This window comes from Neobacillus sp. 19 (genome assembly GCF_049463095.1).
GTDB lineage: Bacteria > Bacillota > Bacilli > Bacillales > Cytobacillaceae > Neobacillus.
Genome location: NZ_JBMPZU010000033.1, coordinates 15,069 through 36,365, shown reverse-complemented (window position 1 = coordinate 36,365; position 21,297 = coordinate 15,069). Strand labels below are relative to the sequence as shown.

Below are 21,297 nucleotides of genomic sequence, written 5' to 3'. Positions count from 1 at the left end.
AACACTCCTATACTTTTACATTATTAAATTTGGTTTCAACCCCATCTTGAAAAATATACTCAAGAAGTCTTTTTTTCTAAGGAAGACACGTTATTTGTCCCAGCTGCATTCATTGGCTTGCGATATTTTGGATAACCGATAAGGATGGCAATCACGCCACAAATCCCTAGCAAGACTGGATAAAAGGAATAAGGCATAATGCTGACAGGTGAAATCGAAGCTAATCCCGCAGCAACAAGGAATTGACCGCCATAAGGAACAATCCCTTGCCAGCAGCTAGAAAAAATATCGAGCAAACTTGCCGATTTTCGCGGATCAATCTCATATTCATCTGCAATTTCTTTCGCTAATGGTCCTGCCATGACAATGGAAATCGTATTATTCGCAGTTGCAATGTCAGCTGCACTTACCAATCCGGCGATTCCAAACTCTGCTCCTTTTTTCGATTTAATCCTGCTTGAAATAAAATGCAGGAGGTAATCAATTCCCCCATTATGTTTAATGATTTCAACAACCCCGCCGATCATTAAAGCAACGATCGCTAAGTCTTCCATACTAATCACACCTTGTGCCACGGCCTGTAAAAATTCAGTAAAGCTGTATGACCCGTATGCGATTCCAATAATTCCGGCAAATATCGTTCCACCTATTAACACGATTAAAACATTTACTCCCAATAGTGCTGTCACTAAAACAGCGAGATATGGAAGAACTTTAATCATTTCATATGGGTGATCGCCGCCAACGCTTGCCTGATTGCCTGCAGTGATGACGCCAAGAATAATTGCGGTTAGAATCGCCCCTGGCAACACAATGAAAAAGTTAGTTTTAAATTTATCTTTCATATTCGTATTCTGCGTTCTTACAGCTGCGATGGTCGTATCCGAAATCATCGAGAGGTTATCGCCAAACATCGCACCGCCAATCACAGTCGCCATGGCTAATGCCATCGGAATGCCCGTTTGTTCAGCAATCCCAATCCCAATGGGCGCCAATGCAACAACGGTTCCCATTGATGTTCCCATGGAGGTTGAAATGAAACAGCCAATAATGAAAAGCCCGACCATTAACAAATTCTCTGGTAATAGTGACAATCCAAGATTAACCGTGGATTCAACTGCTCCCATTCCTTTTGCCACTCCAGCGAATGCACCTGCTAAAATAAAGATGATACACATTAGTATAATATTGGGGTGCCCGGCACCTTTACAAAAAATATCAATCTTTTTAGTCAGACTTTCCTTTCTGTTCATCATTAGAGCGATGGCTCCCGCAATAATAATCGCCACACTCAATGGCATTTTGGAAAAATCCTTTGTGATGATTCCTGTGCCAATAAAAAGCAGTACAAAAATCAACAATGGTAATAGGGCAAGGAGACTTCCTTGCTTCTCTTTTTTAGTAGACATGTATTCCTCCACCCCTTTTAGTAGTTATATCAGCGAATTTATGTGATTTATCGGCGAATATTTAATTTTATCGGCGAATTTAGACGTTTTATCAGCGAATCGATAATCGCTGCACTCTCTTAAAAATATGTATCAGTTCATCGTCATGCCGCCCGTTACGTTGATGCCTTGACCTGTCATATAATCTGAGTATTTGGATGCTAAAAAGACGACCACATTGGCAATATCTTGCGGGGTTGCGGTTCTGCCCAGTGGAACCTGGGAAAAATCCTCCTCTTTAATGGCATCTGCATCTACTCCTCTTAATTCACCGCCAATGACTCTTTCATTTCTTTTCATATCCGTCTCAACAATCCCGGGACAAACAGCATTGACATTGATTTGATCTTTCGCTAATTCGATTGCCATTACTTTAGTAAACCCTAGAACAGCATGTTTGGAGGCAACATAACTTCCCATCAGGCGATAGCCATTTTTCCCTGCTTGAGAAGAAATATTAATGATTTTCCCGCCTTGTCCTTGTTTTTTTAAAAAACGTGCCACTGCTTGACTGCATAGGTAGACCCCTTTGGCATTCACGTCCATTACGCGATCCCAATCAGTTTCTTTAATGTCAACGGCGTAATCCATTGAGGAAATTCCGGCATTGTTAACCAAAATATCTAATCGGCCAAAGTACTCAATCACCTTAAGAACCATTTCATCGACTTGTTCGCTTTTTGAAACATCTGTCTGAAGATACAATATCCGATCATTCGAGTGTTCAGAACTAACTTCCCTGTCAATGACAGCTACTTTCGCCTCGCATTCTAAAAGTCCCTCCACAATCGCTTTGCCAATTCCCTGCGCCCCTCCGGTTACAATGGCTACTTTTCCTGATAAATCCATACAATACATCGTTGTAACTCCTCCTTAATCATTTAGTAATCCCATACACTTAGTTGGATTAATTGTTGCAGTAAAAAATACAACTGATCCTAATTGCCGCTTAATGATCAACGATAAAAAACCTCTTCTACTAATAAGAAGAGGTTTTGGCATCACAGGGCTAATTGCTCTTCTTATCTTCAAGCCGTACGCTTCTGGAATTAGCACAGTACAAATGTCTGCTGCTGAGGTATCAAAGGGCCAGTCCCTCCACCTCTCTGGATAAGAAATTAACTATTAAGTTTAAAAACTATTCTTACTCTACAGCTATAATTTGCCAATGTCAAGGTTTGTTTGTGAAATATTTAGAATAGTTGTTATAACGAACCTCTAATAAAAATAGATTGACTTATAATCCCCGTTTCGAATAATATATTCCTATAATCACTTAACTGCATAAAAGCATAAAAGCGTTGAACTATTAAAGTAGCTGATACCATTTTGAAATCAGAAACCTGTTGGTGGCTGCAAAACAGGCAAAGGGTATGGTGAATTACAGATAGGGAGCTGATTTCCGGTTTCGGCCGTTATCTAATCAAGCGAGCAGAATATGAATCTGCTAACTAGGGTGGTACCGCGGAGAGTCTCCGTCCCTTTTTTGGGATGGGGGCTTTTTTTATTTCAAAAATATAATTAAAGGAGAAGGTGTAAATGAAAAAGGAACTTTCAATTGGGATGTCGCTTATCCCTATCATTGCATTGATTGGCGCTGCTGCCTTATCGATTTTTATTTGGAAAGCGGGAATGCATATTCCGTTAATGATCGGTGTTATTGCCGCCGCAGTTGTTTCCATTGCTGCCGGCTGGAGCTGGGATGAAGTCCAAGAGATGATGGTGAAGGGCGTGGCGCGTGCCTTACCCGCCGTTTTTATCTTACTGATTATCGGAATCATTGTCGGAACATGGATTGCGAGCGGGGTGATCCCGACCATGATTTACTATGGACTTTCTATTATTGAACCATCCCTGTTTGTGCCGATTGTGGCACTCGTAACCGGCATTATCTCTATCACATTAGGAAGCTCGTTTACTTCGATTGCGACCATTGGACTTGCTTTTATGGCGATCGGTGAAGGACTTGGCTTTTCTCCGGGGCTTGTTGCAGGAGCGGTGATTTCTGGAGCCTATTTTGGGGATAAATTGTCACCACTATCTGACACTACCAACATTGCACCAGCGATGGCCGAAACCGATTTATTCAGCCATGTGAAGCACATGCTTTGGGATACGATCCCGGCATTTGTTATTTCAATTATTTTATATTGGTTCGTCAGCCAGACCACTGCAACGAATGGCGGCGCCGATACGAATGTGATCGATACGATGAAAACAGGTTTAGACGATGTTTTCGTCATCCATCAGTTATTATTATTGATGCCTGTATTAACGATTATTTTAATGATTAAACGCACACCGGCCATCCCTGCCTTAATGGGAGTCAGTATTTTAGGCGGCTTACTAGCCATTTTTGTCCAGGGAGCAGCCGTAACTTCCATTATTCAAGTCATGACAAACGGATTCCACGTAGAGTCTGGCGTTAAAGCGTTAGATTCCCTGTTAAATCGCGGCGGACTTATGTCCATGCTCGGGACGATTGGATTGTTAATCCTTGCAACTGCTCTTGGGGGCATTCTAGAGGAGACTGGCTCCTTCGAAGTGTTAACGAAAAAGATGATGTCCAAAGTTCATTCGGCTGGAACCTTAATCAGCTCCACTATCCTTTCTACCTTTGTTGTAGCATTTGCCAGCGGGGCGCAATTTTTAGCGATAATTTTACCTGCAAGAACGTTTGTGAAAAACTATAAGGAGATGGGTATTGATACGAAAAACCTTTCTCGATGTGTGGAAGCAGCTGGTACCGTTGGAATTAACCTCGTCCCGTGGGGCGTACCTGCCGTATTTGCTGCAGGAATCCTCGGTGTCAGCCCTGGTGAATTTATTCCATTTGCTTTCTTTGCCTTCCTTGTCCCGCTCATGAATATATTATTCGGTTTTACCGGCTGGACGATTACAAAAAAGAACTATAGTCATGAAACCAATAATAAGGATGACAAAGGAAGTGTTGCAATATGAGTGAGGTCATTTTAAGTGTATTAGGAACGGCTCAAGATGCCGGCCTGCCCCACCCAAATTGTTTTTGTAAAAATTGTACACAGGCCATTAGCAATCCGCAGTTTAGGCGCCTCGCCGCGTCATTGGCAATTATCGAGCCAGACGCAGAGACGTGGCATTTGATTGATGCAACACCTGATTTGAAAGAACAATTGGCTAGGCTGCAAATGAAGTACAACCTGCAAGGGAAGCTGATGGATGGCATCTTTTTAACACATGCCCATTTGGGTCATTACCCCGGCTTACTATTTTTAGGCCGGGAAGCCATCGGTGCTAGCGGAATACCGGTGCTGGCGGGCACAAAAATGAAACATTTATTAGAAGAACAAGCTCCATGGAGCCAATTAACCAAGCTGGGGAATATCACCGTTCAAGAAATCCAGGACGGGCAGGACATTCAGGTTTCTCCCCTTGTCACGGTTACACCTGTTGATGTGCCGCATCGAAATGAATTTTCCGAAACATTTGCTTTTTGGATTAAGGGTCCGAATAAAAAGGTCCTCTATGTTCCGGATATTGATCGCTGGCACGAATGGAAACACGACATTCATGCCGTATGTGAGGAAGCGGACATCTGTTTGCTTGATGGGACCTTCCATTCATCGAAAGACCTTGAGCATATTGGCCGAGATTATCGCGAAATCCCTCACCCGCTCATGGTCGAAACAATGGAACAGCTGCAAGAATTAGCGGAAAAAACCGAGATATATTTCACCCATTTAAATCATTCCAATCCGGCGATTGATTCGGAGCAGTCCATTCGTCAAGAGATTAAAGCAAAAGGATTTCATATTGCAGAGGAGGAAATGGAATTTAGGTTATAATCAAAAAAACAATCAGCGGGCTGCACCGGCTGATTGTTTTGTTAATTTTGACTTCGTTCCTCAGGAACCGATAATTCCTTAATTTTTAAAATCCAATCCTTGAAACTTGCAAATTCGCTTGAATCAAATCCGAAGTGCGCCTTGATCAACTGGACAGTTTCGCTTTCTTTTTCAGTAAAAACTCCATCTGAATAAATTAATTGAAAGAGTTCAGTTAAGACGATATTTTTCGATCGTTCTGTTTTGAAATTCTTAAGAATATCCTCCATCGCCAAACCTGTTATTTTATAATCTTCAAGGTCCATTTCCTTTTTATATTTGTTTAGGATAGAATTTTCAAATACAGATAAGTTTCCATCAATATTGGCAATCAGAGCAGCCAGTTCAAGAAATGCTTCTCTCTCCTCCTGGTGAAGTTCTGCTAGGAACATTACACACTCTCCTTACTATCTTTGTCCTAGGTATACGAATAAAAACCGATTTAGTTTCAATTAATCTTGAGCAGTCTTTTCCGATAAGCCTAAAGTTGCGTCTTTTTTGTCATTCAAATTTGGTTCCACATGGACATGAACATCGTAGACTCCGTAATCCTTCATCATCACTTTTTCAACATGTGTAGCAATGTCATGAGCTTCGCGAATATCTAAAGTAGAATGAACGAGGATAACTACGTCGATGACTTCATTGTTGCCATAGTTTCTCCCCTTAATTTCTTTTATTCCTTCCACTCCGTCGACCTTGGTAATAACCTCTTGGTAAAGCTGAATCTTATTTTCATCAAATCCGTCGGAAAGATCATGAGACGCTTCCTTAAAGATATCCAAAGCTGTCTTACAGATTAAGAGCCCTACAATCATGGCCGTTACGGTGTCCATCCAGGGCATATGTAATTGAGAGCCAAATATACCGGCAGCTGTTCCAATACTGACCCACGCATCAGAAATATTATCTTTAGCCGCAGCCATCACGGATTTACTATTAATTTTTGCTGCCAACTTTTTATTGTATCGGTAAACAACATACATGACGATTGCTGAAAAAAGCCCTACATAAGCAGCAATCATATCTGGAGACTCTTTTCCTCCCTGAAACATGGAAGTCAGCGCTTCGGTCAACACTTCTATACCAACTGCTAACATGATAAAAGAAGCCACCAGCGAAGCAATCGTTTCACTTTTCCAATGACCATACCCATGATCGGCGTCTGGCGGTCTTTGTGAAAGCTTCAATCCGATAAATACAGCTAATGAAGCAATGATGTCGGTTGTATTGTTAAGACCATCTGCTTTCAAAGCAGCGGAGTTACTGATATATCCAATTGCCAGTTTTAAGATCGATAAACATATGTAAGCAATTATGCTAATGATTGCTCCGCGTTCACCTAATTTAAGATTTTGATATTTTTCTGTCTCCATCCTTAAAGCCTCCCACCAAAGTACATCCATATGATAGCAATCCAAATATGGGTGGGTCTAGAGCAACCTTATTGCATCGTTTTATAAAAGTAGACTAGAGATAATAATGTTTCATGGCGGAAAGATTATTGGAAATTAATACCAATGTATACTAGACAGCCTTAAAGAAAAGCGGTTTTTATTCTAAATTAGTTTTGAATAGATTCCTAAGAGCTGTTGTTGTTCTTCGGCTGTTAATTTTTCAAACAGCTGCTTCCGCAGCATTTTCCCTTCTTCTTGTGCTTTCGTTAAGATGCGGAGCCCTTCATCTCTGATCTCTAAATAAAGAATTCTTTTATCTCCTTCATCTGTCACGCGCACAGCGAGCTCTTTTTGAATTAATTTTTCACTGAGATGTGTAATCGAGGGCGGGGCTAGGCCGAGTGCTTTCGCAATATCTGATGGCCTGCTTTTCCCATGATTCTTCAAATGCGACAAAACTAATATATGCGAGATGCCAATATTTTCATTGAACATTTTATTCCACTCGATAATCAAGCGATTGTTTACCTTATCCATCATATGGATGAGTTCAAAGATAGATGGATTTTCCACGATATCCCTGCTTTCAAAAAAATTTTACTCTTCTAACTATATAGGAAAGGCCCCTTTTTTGAAAAGGGACCTTTAAAAAAGGGGCTGCAGTTTGAATTATTGAGCGGAATAGCCGCCATCAATAACCAATTCAGCGCCAGCGATATAGGAGGATTCATCACTTGCTAAGAAAAGGGCAGCATTCGCAACATCCTCTGGTTTGCCAAGTCGTTGTAACGGTGTCATCGCAACTAAATGTTTCATAATTTCTTTCGAAGACTCTAGATTTTTCGTCATTGGGGTTTCAATCGTTCCCGGGAATAGCGTATTGACGCGGATACCGAAACGGCCATATTGCGTTGCCGCTGCTTTAGAAATCGCACGAACTGCCCCTTTGGATGCTGAATAATGGTTAAAGCCCATCCCGATTTGTGCCGTATAAGAGGAGATATTTACAATCGAGCCCTTTTGTTGTTCCTTCATATATGGAACGACATGCTTCATCCCAAGAAATGGTCCGAATCCATTGATTGTCAACATTTTTTGCCAATCATCAATATGGATCTCTTCTACTGGTTTTTCAGAAGAAATGCCGGCATTGTTAACGAGAATATCAATTCTTCCAAAACGGTCTTTAATTTCCTTTAACATTTGCTCCCAATCCTCTTCGGAAGCCACATTCAATTTCATTCCATAGACATTTTCCTTCTGACTGGCTCTTTCAAGTGCAGCTTCATTAATATCAGCTGCTATCACAATAGCACCTTCTTTACTAAAAAGGTCTACCATGTTTTCTCCAATTCCAGACGCACCGCCGGTAACAATCGCCACTTTATTTAATAATCTTCCCATTACAATCAGCTCCTCTATTCGTTTCTATTTAAATGAAGAATTTCTGAATTTGTTCTATTTACACTATGCAAAAAGTATTTAGACGTCTAAACAAATAATAATACCTATCCTTGAACATGTCAAGAATAGCAGCCGCAGTGGAAATTTTCCCATTTGTTGTACTCCTCAAAAAAGACTTGATGTTTTAAAATTGTGTGTATATTCTAATAAAAAACGAGGAGGAATGTGACGTGATTAGAAAGCTGACAGAGCAAGATCACCAGCAGGTTATCACTTTTTTAAGTGAGGAACCTTCTATTAATCTATTTATTATTGGGGATCTAGAGGTCTTCGGATATTCTTCGGAATTCCAGGAGATTTGGGCAGAGTTTGATGAAGAGAATATGATTAAAGCTGTAATTCTAAGGTTTCATCAATCTTTTATTCCATATGCTAAGGGAGAATTCGATACCGAGGGCTTTGTTACGATTATGAAACAGTACAATCAGCCGATTCTATTATCTGGGAAGTCTGACATCGTAGAACAATTCGAAGTTTTTGATGACCTACACCTTGGTAAGAAGCAAGTAACCTTCTTTGCGGAATGCCTTACGGATGAATACCTTAGTACCGAGAATCAGTCCATCGCAATTAATAAGGCGACAATTAAGGATGTAGATCAAATTATTGAGCTTCGCGGATCGATTGAAGAATTTCATATTAGTAGTGATGCGCGGGAGATATTAGTGCAAGCGATGGAATCAAATACATCTAGAACCTATTATACGGAAGATAATAATGTCATCACTTCCTGTGTTTCCACAACTGCCGAAAATTCCCTGTCGGCCATGATTGTCGGTGTTTGCACCCGTAAGGAATACCGCCGTCAGGGCATTGCAACTGCTATTATGCAAAGATTATTTCAGGATATTTTAGACGAAGGGAAAAAACTTTGTCTTTTTTACGACAATCCAGAAGCCGGCCGTATTTACAAGAAACTTGGCTTCAAAGATATTGGAAAATGGACAATGTACCGCGGATAAAAAAATGGTGCCTGACACCCTTACTAATACATCGGCAGTAGAAAGGGTGTCAGGCACCATTTCTACTACCTCCGTATTGGTATTGGTGCCTGACACCTTATCTGACCCCTTATCCCCTAATGACATGGTAGCAAACAAATAAAATCGCAATTGGTGCGACGTAGCGAATGAGAACAAACCAGGCGCGGAATAGTGCTAGTGGCAGTCCTCCTCCTAATGCTAGTTCTTCGTAGAGTGCTGATTTTTTTATTTTCAGCGGAACGAATATCGAGATTAATAATGCCCCAATCGGCATTAAGACATTGCTTACTAAATAATCCGCGGCATCAAAAATCGTCTTGCCAAACACTAGAACATCACTTAAGACACCATAGGATAGCGCGGATGGGGTGCCAAAAAGGAAAATCGCAATTCCGATGATCCATGACCATTTTGCTCTTTTGTTGACATCTCCCTTAGCAATCACAGAAACAATGATTTCAAGCATGGAAAAGGCAGAGGTCAAAGCCGCAAATAAGAATAAAACTAAGAAGGCGACGAAAAAGACCATGCCAAAGGCCATTTGATTAAATACATTTGGCAGCACATTAAATAATAATACCGGACCGGCATCAGGCTTTAACCCAAATGAAAACACCGCAGGAAAAATCGCAAGACCCGACAAAATAATAATAAAGATATTTAAACCTACAATCGAAAAGGCGGAGCGAACTAAACTTTCCTTCTTTGATAAATAGGAGCTATACGTCACCATTACCGAAACACCGACACTTAAGGCGAAAAAGGATTGTCCTAAAGCAAAAAGAATCGTTTCCGCCGTTACTTTATGAAAATCCGGCTTAAATAAGAAAGTAACACCTTCCATTGCCCCCTCAAGTGACAAAGACCGAACGATTAGGATGATAAAAAGAATAAATAAAACCGGCATCATAATTTGACTTGCTTTTTCAATTCCCTTTTGAACCCCTTTTGCCACAACGACGATGGTGAGAAGCATGAAGATTAATTGCACACCAACGCTAATAGAAGGATCAGAAATGGTTTCACCGAATAACTGTGCATACCCTGCTTGATCCAATCCATTCAGCTGACCTGAAACAGCCTTCCATATGTAACTGATAATCCAGCCGCCAATGACACTATAAAATGAGAGCAAAATAAAACAGGTGACAATTCCTAAGTAGCCAATCCAATGCCATTTCCCATCGGGGGCTAGTTCTTTATAAGCCTCAATGGCGTTTTTCTGGGTTTTGCGCCCTATCACAAATTCAGCTATAAGCAAAGGCAGACCCAAAAATAAGGTAAATAGAATAAAGATAAAAAAGAATGCCCCTCCCCCACTTACTCCCGCAATGTAGGGAAACTTCCATATCGCTCCAAGCCCAATGGCAGATCCGCCTGCAGCTAAAATAAAACCAATCTTCGATGACCACTGTTCTGCATTTTTCAAAACAAACCCTCTTTTCATTCGAACTTATAAAAAATAAAAAAAGCCGTCCTACGTGTATACGTAGGGACGACTATATCGCGGTACCACCCTAATTGAGAATACGGTTATCCAATTCTCCAGCTTTAATGTCGATAACGTGGACAACCCGTCTTTTCCTTCCAAAGGTCGAAAAAGATACTCCAAGAACGAAATTCATCTTTCTATTTGGTACTAGTTCTCACCGGCCACTAGCTCTCTAAAACAGGGATAAAAAGACTACTTAAAACCTATCATCGTATACTAATATAATTTTGTAATTATTAGAATAACCTAAAAACGTTTAAATGTATACTAAAATTTTGGGATTCATTCTAGATCACAGGATAATACTGCTCATATCTTGGATTATAGTAATAAGGCGGTCTCGGCCCTATTTTAGGCATTTTAAAAGCATAAGGATTATTATTGTATACTAGCTCTACTTTTTCATCCGAATGATCCTCTAACAAAAGCATGACTTCTCGACTGAATTGATAGTAATGCAAAGCAGTAACCTCCTTGACGCATTCCCTTCTACCCTTCACAATATTCCACATTGAACCTTATTGAGCCCGTACCAATCATACTTTTTTCCACTCCAACAAGCACCCGGTCCGCCCAGATAACATAATGTAACTGGAAAATGCTTTTTCTAGGAGGATATTCATGGCACACGATCAGCATGAGAAGCCGGCTAATCAAAATTATCCAATGTACCCCCATTACGGAAAGATCACTCGTTATGAAGACATTCCGATTACAGTTCCGGAGCAAAGGCAGCTTCGTCAGCCCGGTGTGGAAAAATTAATGGTACCAAGACCGATTATTGAGAACCCGAATTATAAAGGAAGCGGAAAATTATCCGGAAAAGTTGCGCTTATTACTGGCGGTGATAGTGGAATGGGCGCGGCTGCGGCGATTGCCTTTGCGAAAGAAGGGGCCGATGTGGCCATTGCCTATTTAGATGAACACGAGGATGCCAATCGAACAAAGACAAGAATTGAAGAAATCGGTCAGCGCTGTTTATTATTACCTGGTGATCTGAGGCAAAAGGAGCAATGTGTTGAGATTGTCGAAAAAACCGTCCAAACCTTTGGTAAACTTAATGTGCTTTGCAACCATGTCGGCATCCAGTTCCAGCAATTAAGCCTGCTTGATATTACGGATGAACAGTTCGATGAGACATTTAAAATTAACATATATTCACATTTTTACACAACTCGCGCAGCCCTTCCCTACTTAAAAGCAGGCAGCTCCATCATTAATACGGCATCCGTTGTGGCCTATTATGGAAATGACCAATTGATGGATTACTCGGCAACAAAAGGAGCAAACGTTAGCTTCACCCGTGCATTAGCACACAACTTGATTGACAAAGGGATCAGAGTAAATGCCATTGCACCAGGCCGTATTTGGACTCCTTTAATTCCTGCAAGTTTCTCTAGCGATCAGGTAGCATTGGCAGACAATCCAATGAAACGTCAAGGTCAGCCCTTTGAAGTCGCTCCAACCTTTGTTTATCTTGCCTCCGATGATTCTCGTTTTGTGACCGGACAAACACTTCATGTGAACGGCGGTCAAGTGATGACATCTTAATAACGGCTTGAGAAAGCGACACGGCCTATTTTATAAAATTATTAAGCCGCTACTAACAAATTGGATGGTAATAGCGGCTCTTTTCATTTTTGATTAATTGGTTTTATACATACTCGCTTCTACTTCCAAAGGTACACGGGCTTTCTCTTGGAAAGCTCACTTTTTCTTCTTATTCATCATCTTCTTGATAATTCGGATTTGGCCTCTATGGCTTAGCTCATCCTCAAACACGTGAAACCATTTGAAGTAATTGTTTGCCGGTCGATTCCACCAGAACGGCGTTTGTTCAAATAACCACTCGTCGGGGAGTGTTTTGAATTTCTCAATGGTCGTGTTCCTGACTGCCGATAACTCCCGAAGATAAAACTCGATTGAATTTCCTTTAAACTGTTTCCGACCAGCGCTGCCTAATTCCAATCCAGGGGTTAACCGCTCAAGTTTTTCCTCCGTAAAATCCCGATTCTCGAACGTTTCGATCTGATATGCTTTTTCGACAGCTGCCATATGAGCTAGCAGCATACCAACTGAATTGGCATCCCCATCATATAAAAAGTCTAACTCCTCGACCGTTAAATCCTTTACTTCCTCTACCGTCGTCACCCGCACATAATTCATCATCGACACTAGCTTGCTAAATTCCAAACCCAGATTATCCTTTTGATCAATTACATATAGTGTTTGATTTTCTGCAGTCAAACTTTCCACCCCTGTTTTAATAAAATCAATCTATCCTATGTATTCTTTTCTCCCATGAAAAATCCCTTCCACGAATTCAGGCAAAAGTTTTGATATTATAATAAAGGAAAATACCCTTAATAGGGTGTAAAAAAATACAGCGAATACACAATATACATATGAGAGGAGACACGCCATGGAATTTTTTTTGCTGATATTATTACTTCTCAGCATTATCGGATTGTCCAGTTTCATCAATCATTTTTTACCATACATACCGGTGCCGCTTATTCAAATCGCACTCGGAGTTTTGCTGGCTTCGCTTCCGCTAGGCATTCATATCCCGATGGAACCGGAATTGTTCTTCGTTCTGTTCATTGCCCCCTTATTATTTCATGATGGCAAACATGTTTCACGGCAGGCATTATGGAAACTGCGAAAACCGATTTTATTACTTGCACTTGGGCTTGTGTTTGTCACTGTATTTGCCATCGGATACTTGATCTATTGGCTTATACCGACAATCCCTTTGCCGGCTGCATTTGCGTTAGCAGCCATTCTTTCTCCAACAGATGTTGTCGCAGTAGGTGCCATCTCAAGCAGGGTGAAGATTCCGAAACCAATTATGCACTTGCTTGAAGGGGAAGGTCTGATGAACGATGCCTCCGGTTTAGTGGCGTTTAAATTTGCGGTCGCCGCAACTGTGACCGGGGTCTTTTCGTTTGCAGAGGCAAGCTGGAGCTTCCTTGTCATTGCCATTGGCGGCTTAGCCGGAGGTGCGGCCCTCGCCGTCCTTATTATTCGCTTAAAAATGTTTATTCGCCGGCTGGGCATGGAGGACGTTATGATCCACATGCTCATCCAACTCCTCACGCCTTTTGTGATTTTTTACATTATTGAGCATTTTCACCTTTCCGGTATTCTATCAGTAGTCGCAGCGGGTATCGTTCATACGATTTACCGGGATCGTGATCAATCGCCTGCAATGCAGCTGCAGGTGGTGTCCCAAAGTACATGGACGGTCCTCATTTACATTTTAAACGGATTGGTCTTTGTCCTGTTAGGGTTGCAAATCCCAAGTGTTATGAATGAGATTTTTAAAAATCCGCTGTTTAATAATTGGGAAGTAAGCAAGTATATTCTCATCATTACGGCTGCCTTATTGCTTCTTCGCTTCTTATGGATTTGCGGTGCTTGGCTCTTGGGATTGCCGCTTATTAAACAGCTGACAAATCTTTCGATAAAAGACGTTGGCATCATTACGATTTCCGGTGTCAGAGGGGCTGTTACCCTGGCCGGTGCCTTTACAATTCCGTATGTACTAGCGGATGGAAGCCCATTTCCAGACCGCGCGTTGATTATTTTTATTGCAGCGGGTGTTATTTTGGTTACGCTGGTTGCCGCGAGCATCTTCTTGCCAATTCTTGCAAGGACGGAAAAAGAAAACACGGAAGAACTAAGAAAGGAAATGGAACGATCTGCTTTGTTCCAAACTATTGATGCGGCCATCCGTTCCATCCGAGAATTAATGAATGATGACAATCATGAGGCGGCAGTGTCCGTTATTACGACATATAATCAAATCCGAAATCGCCTGATCAATGCAGGGAATGAAAACACGGAGCAATTGAAGTTAGCTGAAACGGAAATCCGCATGAAGGCACTTGATGCGGAAGCCGAATACGTTGAAAAATTGAAAAAAGCGGAAAAGGTAGACCGGGAAACCATTTATTTAACTGAAGAACATATTCACCGGATGAGGCTTGCTGTAACAAACCGGATGCAATATAGGAGATTGTTCTTTTGGTCGTTAATAAAAAGAGGTGTACACAAGCTTGTTCAGTCATTTGTGCCGAAAAATCAAGAAAGGCTTAACAATCGCCATGAAAAGGCGAAAAAGCTCATAAAGCTTAAAGTCAATATGGCCAGGGCTGCTATCCATTTTTTAAAGGAACATATGACACTTGAAAATGAACATCTCTATCTGGTCATTATGGGCGAATACAATGAAATGATAATGAAATTTAAGCTTGCAAAAAAAGGCTCCGATTCTAGTCAGTATATCGAAATCCAAAGAGAACTGCGTGCGAAAGCTTTTCAAGCAGAACGGGATGAAATTCAGAACCTGTACGAAGAGGGTGAAGTCACAATTGATATCATCCGAAAAATTCGTAAACAGATTAATATCAGGGAAGCGTATTGGATGGAAGAAAAGAGCGTCCATGCACATTGAATGATTTTTGGCCGATTCTTCTATGTCGAAGAATCGGCTTTTTGGGTACAGTTCCTATTTTTCACCCCTTTGGATATGATTACTATATTTACCTATACCAAAATAATGAATATTTCAAAAACTTCACCATTTTAACTTGAGTTTTCACAAAATAAAGCGTAATCTTAAGAATAAAAATAGAAAATAATATGGGGTGTAATCATGAATCAAGAAATTGCTTTTATTCAAAGAGAATACTTAAAGGAAAAGCCCGATACAGCTTCACTTGGTTTTGGAAAATATTTCAGCGATTACATGTTTGAAATGGATTACCATGGCGATATCGGCTGGCATGACCCACGAATTGTTCCTTATGCACCGTTAACTATTGAACCATCCGCAATGGTTTTTCACTATGGACAAGCCATTTTTGAAGGATTAAAGGCTTATAAGGGAGCTGATGGTACAATTCAGCTGTTCCGTCCCGAAAAAAACATGAAACGCTTCAATGACTCCTGTGAAAGAATGTGCATTCCACCAATCGATGAGGAATTTTTATTAGGTGCCTTGAAACAATTAATTTTCACAGAAAAAGATTGGATTCCTGAAGGGGAAGGAACATCTCTTTATATTCGCCCGTTTATTTTCTCAACGGAGCCTTATTTAGGTGTCCGCCCTGCCAGTCAATATAAATTGCTTATCATTCTTTCGCCGTCCGGTGCCTATTATGGTGACCAATTAAGCCCGGTTAAAATCTATGTTGAAGAGCAATTCGTTCGAGCAGTCATTGGCGGAGTCGGTCATGTGAAGACCGCCGGCAATTATGCTGCCAGCATGAAAGCACAAGAAAAGGCAGATGCGGGTGGCTATGCTCAAATTCTATGGCTGGATGCAAAAGAGAATAAGTATGTCGAAGAAGTCGGAAGTATGAATATTTTCTTCAAAATGAATGGCGAAGTCGTCACACCGCGTTTAAATGGCAGCATTTTACCGGGAGTAACACGTGATTCGGTTATTCAACTTCTAAAATATTGGAATATCCCTGTACGTGAAGTGAAAATTTCAATCGAAGAGGTTTTTGCCGCACACGAGCGTGGCGAATTGGAAGAAGTTTTCGGTGCAGGAACAGCCGCCGTTATTTCACCAGTTGGCGAATTAACCTTGAAGGATCGTTCCATTACCATCAATGATAATCAAATCGGCCAGTTGTCACAACGTATCTATGATGAAATGACCGCGATACAGCTTGGTAAAAAAGAAGATCCATTTAATTGGCTCGTTAAAGTAGCTCCGGTTGGGGTTTAATATGGAAAAGATCCAGTGAAAACTGGATCTTTTTTCATTTTATATTAGAATTTATTAGTTTCGACTTTGAGAAATGTCTAGCTCCAGCGCCCTAACGGCTAGTGTCCTTCGCTCTCCGCCCTACGATAAGTCAACATCGATTCGCCTCCGGCTCTTCGTGTTTCCTTTATCTCAGTTGGAGCGCTCCAGGCCATACGCCGCTGACCAGGGCGCTTCCGCTTTTCTTATTATTCAGCTTCCGAAACAAGTGTAAATCGTTCATTAATATGCTGTGGATTTTCAATTTCATCAATGACAGCGATAGCAAAGTCGGCATAGCTCACATAGCTTTGACCTTGGGCATTGACCATAATATGATCCTTACCCGTTTGATAGGCACCCGTTCTTTTGCCTTCAGGATTAAAGAATGCAGCCGGGCTAATAAAAGTCCATTGAATATCAGTCGTTTTTTGTAGGTCCTCAAGATTTTTCCCTTGATTTGATGCAGTTGGATAATATTCCGCCGGAAAATCAGGAGTTTCCATGACACGAATCGTTTTAGCTTCATCGGCAAACAAACTGCCAGCCCCGCCAACAACAATTAATCTCGTTTGTGGTGCCCCTTTCATCGCCTCGATCAGCACTCTGCCGGCATCCACATGTAAATGTTCTTGGCCAGGTGCCGCACCAAACGCATTGACGACCACATCGAAAGCTTTCACATCTTCTGCTTTTAAGTCAAATACGTCTTTCTCCAGTACCGCAGCTTGTTGATTTTGAAGCTTTGCCGAACTTCGTACAATCGCTGTAACTTCGTGACCTCTATCAACCGCTTCTTTAAGAATAAGATTTCCAGCTTTCCCGCTAGCACCTATAACTGCAATTTTCAAATTAACCCCTCCATATATGACAACTTTTTATGTTGTAACCATTTTGATTACATGTAATAATATAAGTTACAACTGATATCTTTGTCAATAATCTTGCTGTGGAATTTTTTTAACAATGTTAATTTAACAATTTCGGCCAGGATCTATACTTGGATGTACTTATTTATTATCCATCGTTTATACTTATAATAATGTTAGGAATTTTAAATGAAGGAAGGTGAATTCATTGTCCATCAGCAGCCGGTTTTCCGTCGGAATTCATATACTTTCGCTATTGGAGATTAATAAGGGTGGCGTGAGTTCCTCAGAATACATTGCCAAAAGTGTCAATACAAACCCTGTTGTGATTAGAAAGATCATGGGGATGCTGAAAAATGCCGGTTTGGTCAGCGTCCGCCCTGGGATTGCCGGGGCTGAACTAGCGAGGGACTTATCAGAAATTACATTACTTGATGTTTATAAAGCTGTTAACGTTGTTCAAGAAAAAGAGTTATTTGGCTTGCACGATAAACCGAATCCAGCCTGTCTGGTTGGGAGAAACATTCAAGATACCATTAGCCCGCTCTTTTCCGAAGCACAGCTTGCCATGGAAAAATCACTTGGGAGTGTAACCATTGAGGAAGTTGTAAAGGACATTTTAAAAAAAGAAAACCAAAGCAAAGCAGATTGTTAAAGCATTTGTATTCTTTTTCACATAAAATTATGTTATTGTTGAAACCTTATTAGGACATATTCGTATATGTTATATATGTTTGTTTGGCAAAATATTAAAAAATGATAATAGACAGGTGATTTAATTGGGTTCTACCATTTTTCAGATTGGACAATATGCATTTGAGGCTTATTATTGGTTGATTTTAATCTCCATTTTTGGCTCCTGGTTTCCAAGATTTCAAACATCAACAGTTGGTGAATGGGTGTACAAGCTAGTCGAACCTTATTTGAAATTATTTAGGAAATTCATCCCGCCACTAGGGCCCATTGACTTTTCGCCAATCATCGCATTATTTGCGTATCGATTTTTAAGTAGTTTCGCGCTTGAAGGTCTCCGCCAATCATTGAATGTGATTGGGGTATAAGAAGCAATGGCGAACCGTGCCAGTCACGGTTCGCCATTACTTTTATTGGTATCATTATTTCATTTTTAAGGGACTAATAGAATTTTCCCTGTACTCTTACGGCTTTCTAGCAAACGATGTGCTTCCTGACCATCTCTTAAGGCAAAAACTGTCGGCTCGGATATTTTTACTTTGCCCTCTTCCATCCAACGAAATAACTCAGCGGAACGCCTCACCCGCTCTTTATGAGAAGTGAGTACATTCCATAAATCCCCCCCTGTCAACGTTTTAGACGTATCCATTAACATTCTTGGGTCAACAGGAGCCGGATCCCCTCCTGACATTCCAAAGAATACAACTGTTCCTCCGATACATGTAGCCGCAAAACTGTCTTGCAGCGTGGAGCCAACTGATTCGTATACCACATCTACACCTATGCCGTCGGTTTCCTCGAGTACTTCTTCCTTCCAATTATCCTTGTACAGAAAAACGAGATCGGCACCGGCTTTCTTCGCGGCGGCCGCCTTTTCCGTTGAGGAAGTTAATCCGATTACCCTGCCGCCTAACAGTTTAACCATTTGAACGAGGAGCTGCCCGACACCGCCGGCTGCTGCGTGGACCAACACCCTATCGTCCTTTTTCACTGTATAACTATCCTGCGTTAAATAATGCGCCGTTAGACCTTGCAGCAAGACAGATGCAGCTTCAGCAAATGAGATGGTATCGGGAACAGGAATAGCTTTTTCCATTGGAACGGCGACCAATTCAGCATTTGCAAATGGTACATCGGCAAAGGCCATCCGGTCTCCAACACTTATCCCTTGGACATTTACTCCTATCTCTTCAACCATTCCGGCTCCTTCATATCCTAAGATATAAGGCGGCTTGCCTGTAAGATGATAGTTTCCTTTTCTTCTATAAATATCAGCAAAATTCAAGCCAATTGCTTTCATTCTTACCAATATTTCATCCGGTCCAATTACTGGATCGGCAATATCCTGATATTTCAGTACTTCCGGCCCGCCAAATGTATTAAACACAAGTGCTTTCATAAATATGACCCCATCTTAAATGAATTTTTTAATATGGTTAAATTAAATACGATTGTGATAGGAAATGCAAATACAAAATAGGTCGTAATTGGGGGAAAGTGCGTCGTAGACCGTTTCTAAATTGGGGTTTGAGCTTAAAATTTCTTGAAACCACTACGTAGCCTTCTTCTACATCGGGGGGTGAGTTTAAAAAATCTCAAAACCCCTACGTAGACCTCTTCTACATCGGGGTTTAAGTTTTAAAAATCTTAAAACCCCTACGTAGACCTCTTCTACATCGGGGTTTAAGTTTAAAAAAGCTCAAAACCCCTACGTAGCCTTCTTCTACATCGGGATTTAAGTTTAAAAAAGCTCAAAACCCCTACGTAGCCTTCTTCACTACATCGGGGTTGAGCTTTTATATGAAATGACTATTTAGGAAAATCAAATAGTATACCCTACTAATCTATTCCGCAAAGCTGTTAATTTTTCAACAAGTTCTTCATAATCTTTCGTCTGAATGCCCAGCTTCTGCTTTCTCTCGCCGATCATCCGAACGACTTCTTTTGGACTCGGGCCTCCTTGGATGCTCCTGATTTCTACGAAGTATTCCGGCGAAATGATTTTTTTCCATTCCTGTTCTGTCAATGCGACATCAACGAAGCCGCTTATCATTTCGTTAATTTCGTCAATCTTCCACTCATATAATTCTTTCCGGGCACTGATTGTTTTTTTCGAAATAAAGCTTGCAACGGAATGTGCTTTTCTAAAAGAAATGTTATAATCCCTTGCCAGCGTATCAGCCAATTCGGTTATCGTTATGCTTGATTTATGCGCCATTTTCTTCGTATGCTCGGCGTTGACCTTTAGAGTGGTAATCACGGCATACATTAATTTCATGACGCGATTGGCATTGGTAAAGGCGCGATATAAGTGTGGCTGCAAATCATCCTCCGTATCGACAATATCGCCAAATGGCGTATTATGAATCATATTCATCGCGGCCAGAGCATCGCCATAAGCACTGCTGGCAATCGAGCGAGAATGCTCAATCGATACCGGATTGCGCTTCTGCGGCATGATACTACTGACCTGGACATAAGGGTCGGCGACATAAAAGGAACCAAACTCTCTTGTCACATGCTGCAAGAAGTCCTGAATCCATCTTCCAGTGTTCACCATGCAGGTCATCAAGGCAGACGATGTTTCCAATAAGTAATCCGCTCCGCCAATCGAATCATAGGAATTTTCAACAATTTTATCAAAACCTAACAGCTCACACGTCCGTGTACGGCAAATTGGGAAACCTGTAGTGGTCAAGGCCGCCGCACCAAGTGATGACTGGTTGACCGTTTCATATGCTGACCATAAACGTTTAATGTCCCGCTGCAAGACATCATAAATCGCCAGTAAATAATGTCCCAGCGTCGTAGGTTGTGCCGGCTGGGTATGGGTATAACCGGTAATATACGTTTCGGTATGCTGGTCCGCCTGCTCGAGCAAGGCATCGCTTAAACAATAAGCACTTTGCAGCAATTTCAACAGATGCTCTCTTAGAACCAAGCGGTACATGGCCACACCCATATCGTTCCGGCTCCGGCCAATATGAATTTTCCCCGCTAGTTCCGCACCAATTTCTTCGCCGATTTTGGCCTCCATCATGAAAAATAAATCTTCAAACTGTGGCTGATACGATATTTGACTAATATCGGTTTTGGCCACTTTATTAATGCCCTTTAACATCTCTCTTGCTTCATCGGTTTTAATAATGTTTTGTTCTTCAAGCATGATGACATGGGCACGGTGAATATCAAACATGACATGAAATAGGAAATCGCGCTGATCATTAAATACCGGCATTAACAGCTCTTCCACATAGGTTTTGCCTGGAAAAGCCGTTCCTTCCGTTTTAATAAATTCCTCTAGCTTACTCATCTTTTCATCTCCGA

19 protein-coding genes, 1 riboswitch and 2 other annotated features are annotated in these 21,297 nt (G+C 41.2%); of the genes, 8 read left to right on the top strand and 11 right to left on the bottom strand.

The genetic code is table 11. The annotated features are described in order from the left end of the window. Positions 1 to 59 precede the first annotated feature (59 nt). Both ACO1D1_RS10860 and ACO1D1_RS10855 read right to left on the bottom strand, forming a co-directional pair. The gene (locus tag ACO1D1_RS10860; RefSeq protein WP_423335942.1) at positions 60 to 1,409 is read right to left on the bottom strand and encodes a Na+/H+ antiporter NhaC family protein; all 1,350 of its coding nucleotides are present in this window, start codon (positions 1,407 to 1,409) and stop codon (positions 60 to 62) included. A gap of 132 nt (positions 1,410 to 1,541) precedes the next feature. Beyond that, the gene (locus ACO1D1_RS10855; protein WP_423335941.1) at positions 1,542 to 2,306 is read right to left on the bottom strand and encodes an SDR family NAD(P)-dependent oxidoreductase; all 765 of its coding nucleotides are present in this window, start codon (positions 2,304 to 2,306) and stop codon (positions 1,542 to 1,544) included. Positions 2,307 to 2,467: 161 nt separating this feature from the next. Next, positions 2,468 to 2,565, bottom strand: a riboswitch (SAM riboswitch). 175 nt (positions 2,566 to 2,740) lie between these two features. Next, positions 2,741 to 2,934, top strand: a binding site (T-box leader). A gap of 53 nt (positions 2,935 to 2,987) precedes the next feature. Here ACO1D1_RS10855 and nhaC point away from each other — a divergent pair. Further along, positions 2,988 to 4,409: a Na+/H+ antiporter NhaC gene (gene nhaC / locus ACO1D1_RS10850; RefSeq protein ID WP_423335940.1), complete on the top strand. Its 1,422-nt coding sequence runs from the start codon at positions 2,988 to 2,990 to the stop codon at positions 4,407 to 4,409. Next, positions 4,406 to 5,272 carry an MBL fold metallo-hydrolase gene (locus ACO1D1_RS10845; protein ID WP_423335939.1) on the top strand — a complete coding sequence of 289 codons (867 nt, stop codon included), beginning with the start codon at positions 4,406 to 4,408 and terminating at the stop codon, positions 5,270 to 5,272. Before nhaC ends, ACO1D1_RS10845 begins: the two co-directional genes overlap by 4 nt. Before the next feature lie 41 nt (positions 5,273 to 5,313). Here ACO1D1_RS10845 and ACO1D1_RS10840 read toward each other — a convergent pair whose 3' ends face one another. From ACO1D1_RS10840 to ACO1D1_RS10825, 4 genes are all read right to left on the bottom strand, one after another. Then, positions 5,314 to 5,703, bottom strand: a complete 390-nt coding sequence (locus tag ACO1D1_RS10840; RefSeq protein ID WP_423335938.1) for a hypothetical protein — start codon at positions 5,701 to 5,703, stop codon at positions 5,314 to 5,316. A 60-nt stretch (positions 5,704 to 5,763) separates the two neighbouring features. Then, positions 5,764 to 6,687, bottom strand: a complete 924-nt coding sequence (locus ACO1D1_RS10835) for a cation diffusion facilitator family transporter (RefSeq protein WP_423335937.1) — start codon at positions 6,685 to 6,687, stop codon at positions 5,764 to 5,766. A 183-nt stretch (positions 6,688 to 6,870) separates the two neighbouring features. Next, a complete protein-coding gene (locus ACO1D1_RS10830; protein WP_149868616.1) occupies positions 6,871 to 7,281 on the bottom strand; it encodes a MarR family winged helix-turn-helix transcriptional regulator in 411 nt (136 codons plus the stop codon). Positions 7,282 to 7,377: 96 nt separating this feature from the next. Beyond that, positions 7,378 to 8,112, bottom strand: a complete 735-nt coding sequence (locus ACO1D1_RS10825; protein ID WP_149868615.1) for an SDR family NAD(P)-dependent oxidoreductase — start codon at positions 8,110 to 8,112, stop codon at positions 7,378 to 7,380. A 230-nt stretch (positions 8,113 to 8,342) separates the two neighbouring features. Here ACO1D1_RS10825 and ACO1D1_RS10820 point away from each other — a divergent pair, with 230 nt between their 5' ends. Next, a complete protein-coding gene (locus ACO1D1_RS10820; protein ID WP_423335936.1) occupies positions 8,343 to 9,134 on the top strand; it encodes a GNAT family N-acetyltransferase in 792 nt (263 codons plus the stop codon). Between the two features lie 109 nt (positions 9,135 to 9,243). On the opposite strand, the gene ACO1D1_RS10815 is transcribed toward ACO1D1_RS10820, so the two are convergent. Next, positions 9,244 to 10,584: a sodium-dependent transporter gene (locus ACO1D1_RS10815; protein ID WP_423336011.1), complete on the bottom strand. Its 1,341-nt coding sequence runs from the start codon at positions 10,582 to 10,584 to the stop codon at positions 9,244 to 9,246. Between the two features lie 59 nt (positions 10,585 to 10,643). Then, positions 10,644 to 10,866, bottom strand: a binding site (T-box leader). A gap of 402 nt (positions 10,867 to 11,268) precedes the next feature. Between ACO1D1_RS10815 and ACO1D1_RS10810 the strand changes: the two genes are divergently transcribed. Beyond that, entirely contained in the window at positions 11,269 to 12,198 is a 930-nt protein-coding gene (locus tag ACO1D1_RS10810; protein ID WP_423335935.1) for an SDR family oxidoreductase, read from the top strand. 156 nt (positions 12,199 to 12,354) lie between these two features. Here the strand turns inward: ACO1D1_RS10810 and ACO1D1_RS10805 are convergent, their stop codons facing one another. Next, entirely contained in the window at positions 12,355 to 12,816 is a 462-nt protein-coding gene (locus ACO1D1_RS10805) for a DinB family protein (RefSeq protein WP_423336010.1), read from the bottom strand. Between the two features lie 253 nt (positions 12,817 to 13,069). On the opposite strand from ACO1D1_RS10805, the gene ACO1D1_RS10800 reads away from it, so the two are divergent. Both ACO1D1_RS10800 and ACO1D1_RS10795 read left to right on the top strand, forming a co-directional pair. Further along, positions 13,070 to 15,106: a Na+/H+ antiporter gene (locus ACO1D1_RS10800; protein ID WP_423335934.1), complete on the top strand. Its 2,037-nt coding sequence runs from the start codon at positions 13,070 to 13,072 to the stop codon at positions 15,104 to 15,106. Positions 15,107 to 15,307: 201 nt separating this feature from the next. Further along, on the top strand, positions 15,308 to 16,390 hold the full coding sequence (locus tag ACO1D1_RS10795) for a branched-chain amino acid aminotransferase (RefSeq protein ID WP_423335933.1): 1,083 nt from the start codon (positions 15,308 to 15,310) through the stop codon (positions 16,388 to 16,390). Between the two features lie 227 nt (positions 16,391 to 16,617). Here ACO1D1_RS10795 and ACO1D1_RS10790 read toward each other — a convergent pair whose 3' ends face one another. After that, positions 16,618 to 17,259, bottom strand: a complete 642-nt coding sequence (locus tag ACO1D1_RS10790; protein WP_423335932.1) for an NAD(P)-dependent oxidoreductase — start codon at positions 17,257 to 17,259, stop codon at positions 16,618 to 16,620. A 226-nt stretch (positions 17,260 to 17,485) separates the two neighbouring features. On the opposite strand from ACO1D1_RS10790, the gene ACO1D1_RS10785 reads away from it, so the two are divergent. After that, positions 17,486 to 17,932, top strand: a complete 447-nt coding sequence (locus tag ACO1D1_RS10785; protein WP_423335931.1) for an Rrf2 family transcriptional regulator — start codon at positions 17,486 to 17,488, stop codon at positions 17,930 to 17,932. Between the two features lie 124 nt (positions 17,933 to 18,056). Beyond that, positions 18,057 to 18,338 (top strand): YggT family protein, encoded by a 282-nt coding sequence (locus ACO1D1_RS10780; protein WP_223820881.1) that lies wholly within the window; start codon positions 18,057 to 18,059, stop codon positions 18,336 to 18,338. A 65-nt stretch (positions 18,339 to 18,403) separates the two neighbouring features. Here ACO1D1_RS10780 and ACO1D1_RS10775 read toward each other — a convergent pair whose 3' ends face one another. Further along, positions 18,404 to 19,369 (bottom strand): quinone oxidoreductase family protein, encoded by a 966-nt coding sequence (locus ACO1D1_RS10775; RefSeq protein WP_423335930.1) that lies wholly within the window; start codon positions 19,367 to 19,369, stop codon positions 18,404 to 18,406. Positions 19,370 to 19,792: 423 nt separating this feature from the next. After that, the gene (gene argH, locus ACO1D1_RS10770; protein ID WP_423336009.1) at positions 19,793 to 21,283 is read right to left on the bottom strand and encodes an argininosuccinate lyase; all 1,491 of its coding nucleotides are present in this window, start codon (positions 21,281 to 21,283) and stop codon (positions 19,793 to 19,795) included. Positions 21,284 to 21,297 lie beyond the last annotated feature (14 nt).

What these genes read in the sequence shown, in the direction of transcription:
- ACO1D1_RS10860 (WP_423335942.1), bottom strand. Translation starts at nt 1,409, where the DNA reads ATGTCTACTAAAAAAGAGAAGCAAGGAAGTCTCCTTGCCCTATTACCA.
- ACO1D1_RS10855 (WP_423335941.1), bottom strand. Translation starts at nt 2,306, where the DNA reads ATGTATTGTATGGATTTATCAGGAAAAGTAGCCATTGTAACCGGAGGG.
- nhaC (WP_423335940.1), top strand. Translation starts at nt 2,988, where the DNA reads ATGAAAAAGGAACTTTCAATTGGGATGTCGCTTATCCCTATCATTGCA.
- ACO1D1_RS10845 (WP_423335939.1), top strand. Translation starts at nt 4,406, where the DNA reads ATGAGTGAGGTCATTTTAAGTGTATTAGGAACGGCTCAAGATGCCGGC.
- ACO1D1_RS10840 (WP_423335938.1), bottom strand. Translation starts at nt 5,703, where the DNA reads ATGTTCCTAGCAGAACTTCACCAGGAGGAGAGAGAAGCATTTCTTGAA.
- ACO1D1_RS10835 (WP_423335937.1), bottom strand. Translation starts at nt 6,687, where the DNA reads ATGGAGACAGAAAAATATCAAAATCTTAAATTAGGTGAACGCGGAGCA.
- ACO1D1_RS10825 (WP_149868615.1), bottom strand. Translation starts at nt 8,112, where the DNA reads ATGGGAAGATTATTAAATAAAGTGGCGATTGTTACCGGCGGTGCGTCT.
- ACO1D1_RS10810 (WP_423335935.1), top strand. Translation starts at nt 11,269, where the DNA reads ATGGCACACGATCAGCATGAGAAGCCGGCTAATCAAAATTATCCAATG.
- ACO1D1_RS10805 (WP_423336010.1), bottom strand. Translation starts at nt 12,816, where the DNA reads ATGATGAATTATGTGCGGGTGACGACGGTAGAGGAAGTAAAGGATTTA.
- ACO1D1_RS10800 (WP_423335934.1), top strand. Translation starts at nt 13,070, where the DNA reads ATGGAATTTTTTTTGCTGATATTATTACTTCTCAGCATTATCGGATTG.
- ACO1D1_RS10795 (WP_423335933.1), top strand. Translation starts at nt 15,308, where the DNA reads ATGAATCAAGAAATTGCTTTTATTCAAAGAGAATACTTAAAGGAAAAG.
- ACO1D1_RS10775 (WP_423335930.1), bottom strand. Translation starts at nt 19,369, where the DNA reads ATGAAAGCACTTGTGTTTAATACATTTGGCGGGCCGGAAGTACTGAAA.
- argH (WP_423336009.1), bottom strand. Translation starts at nt 21,283, where the DNA reads ATGAGTAAGCTAGAGGAATTTATTAAAACGGAAGGAACGGCTTTTCCA.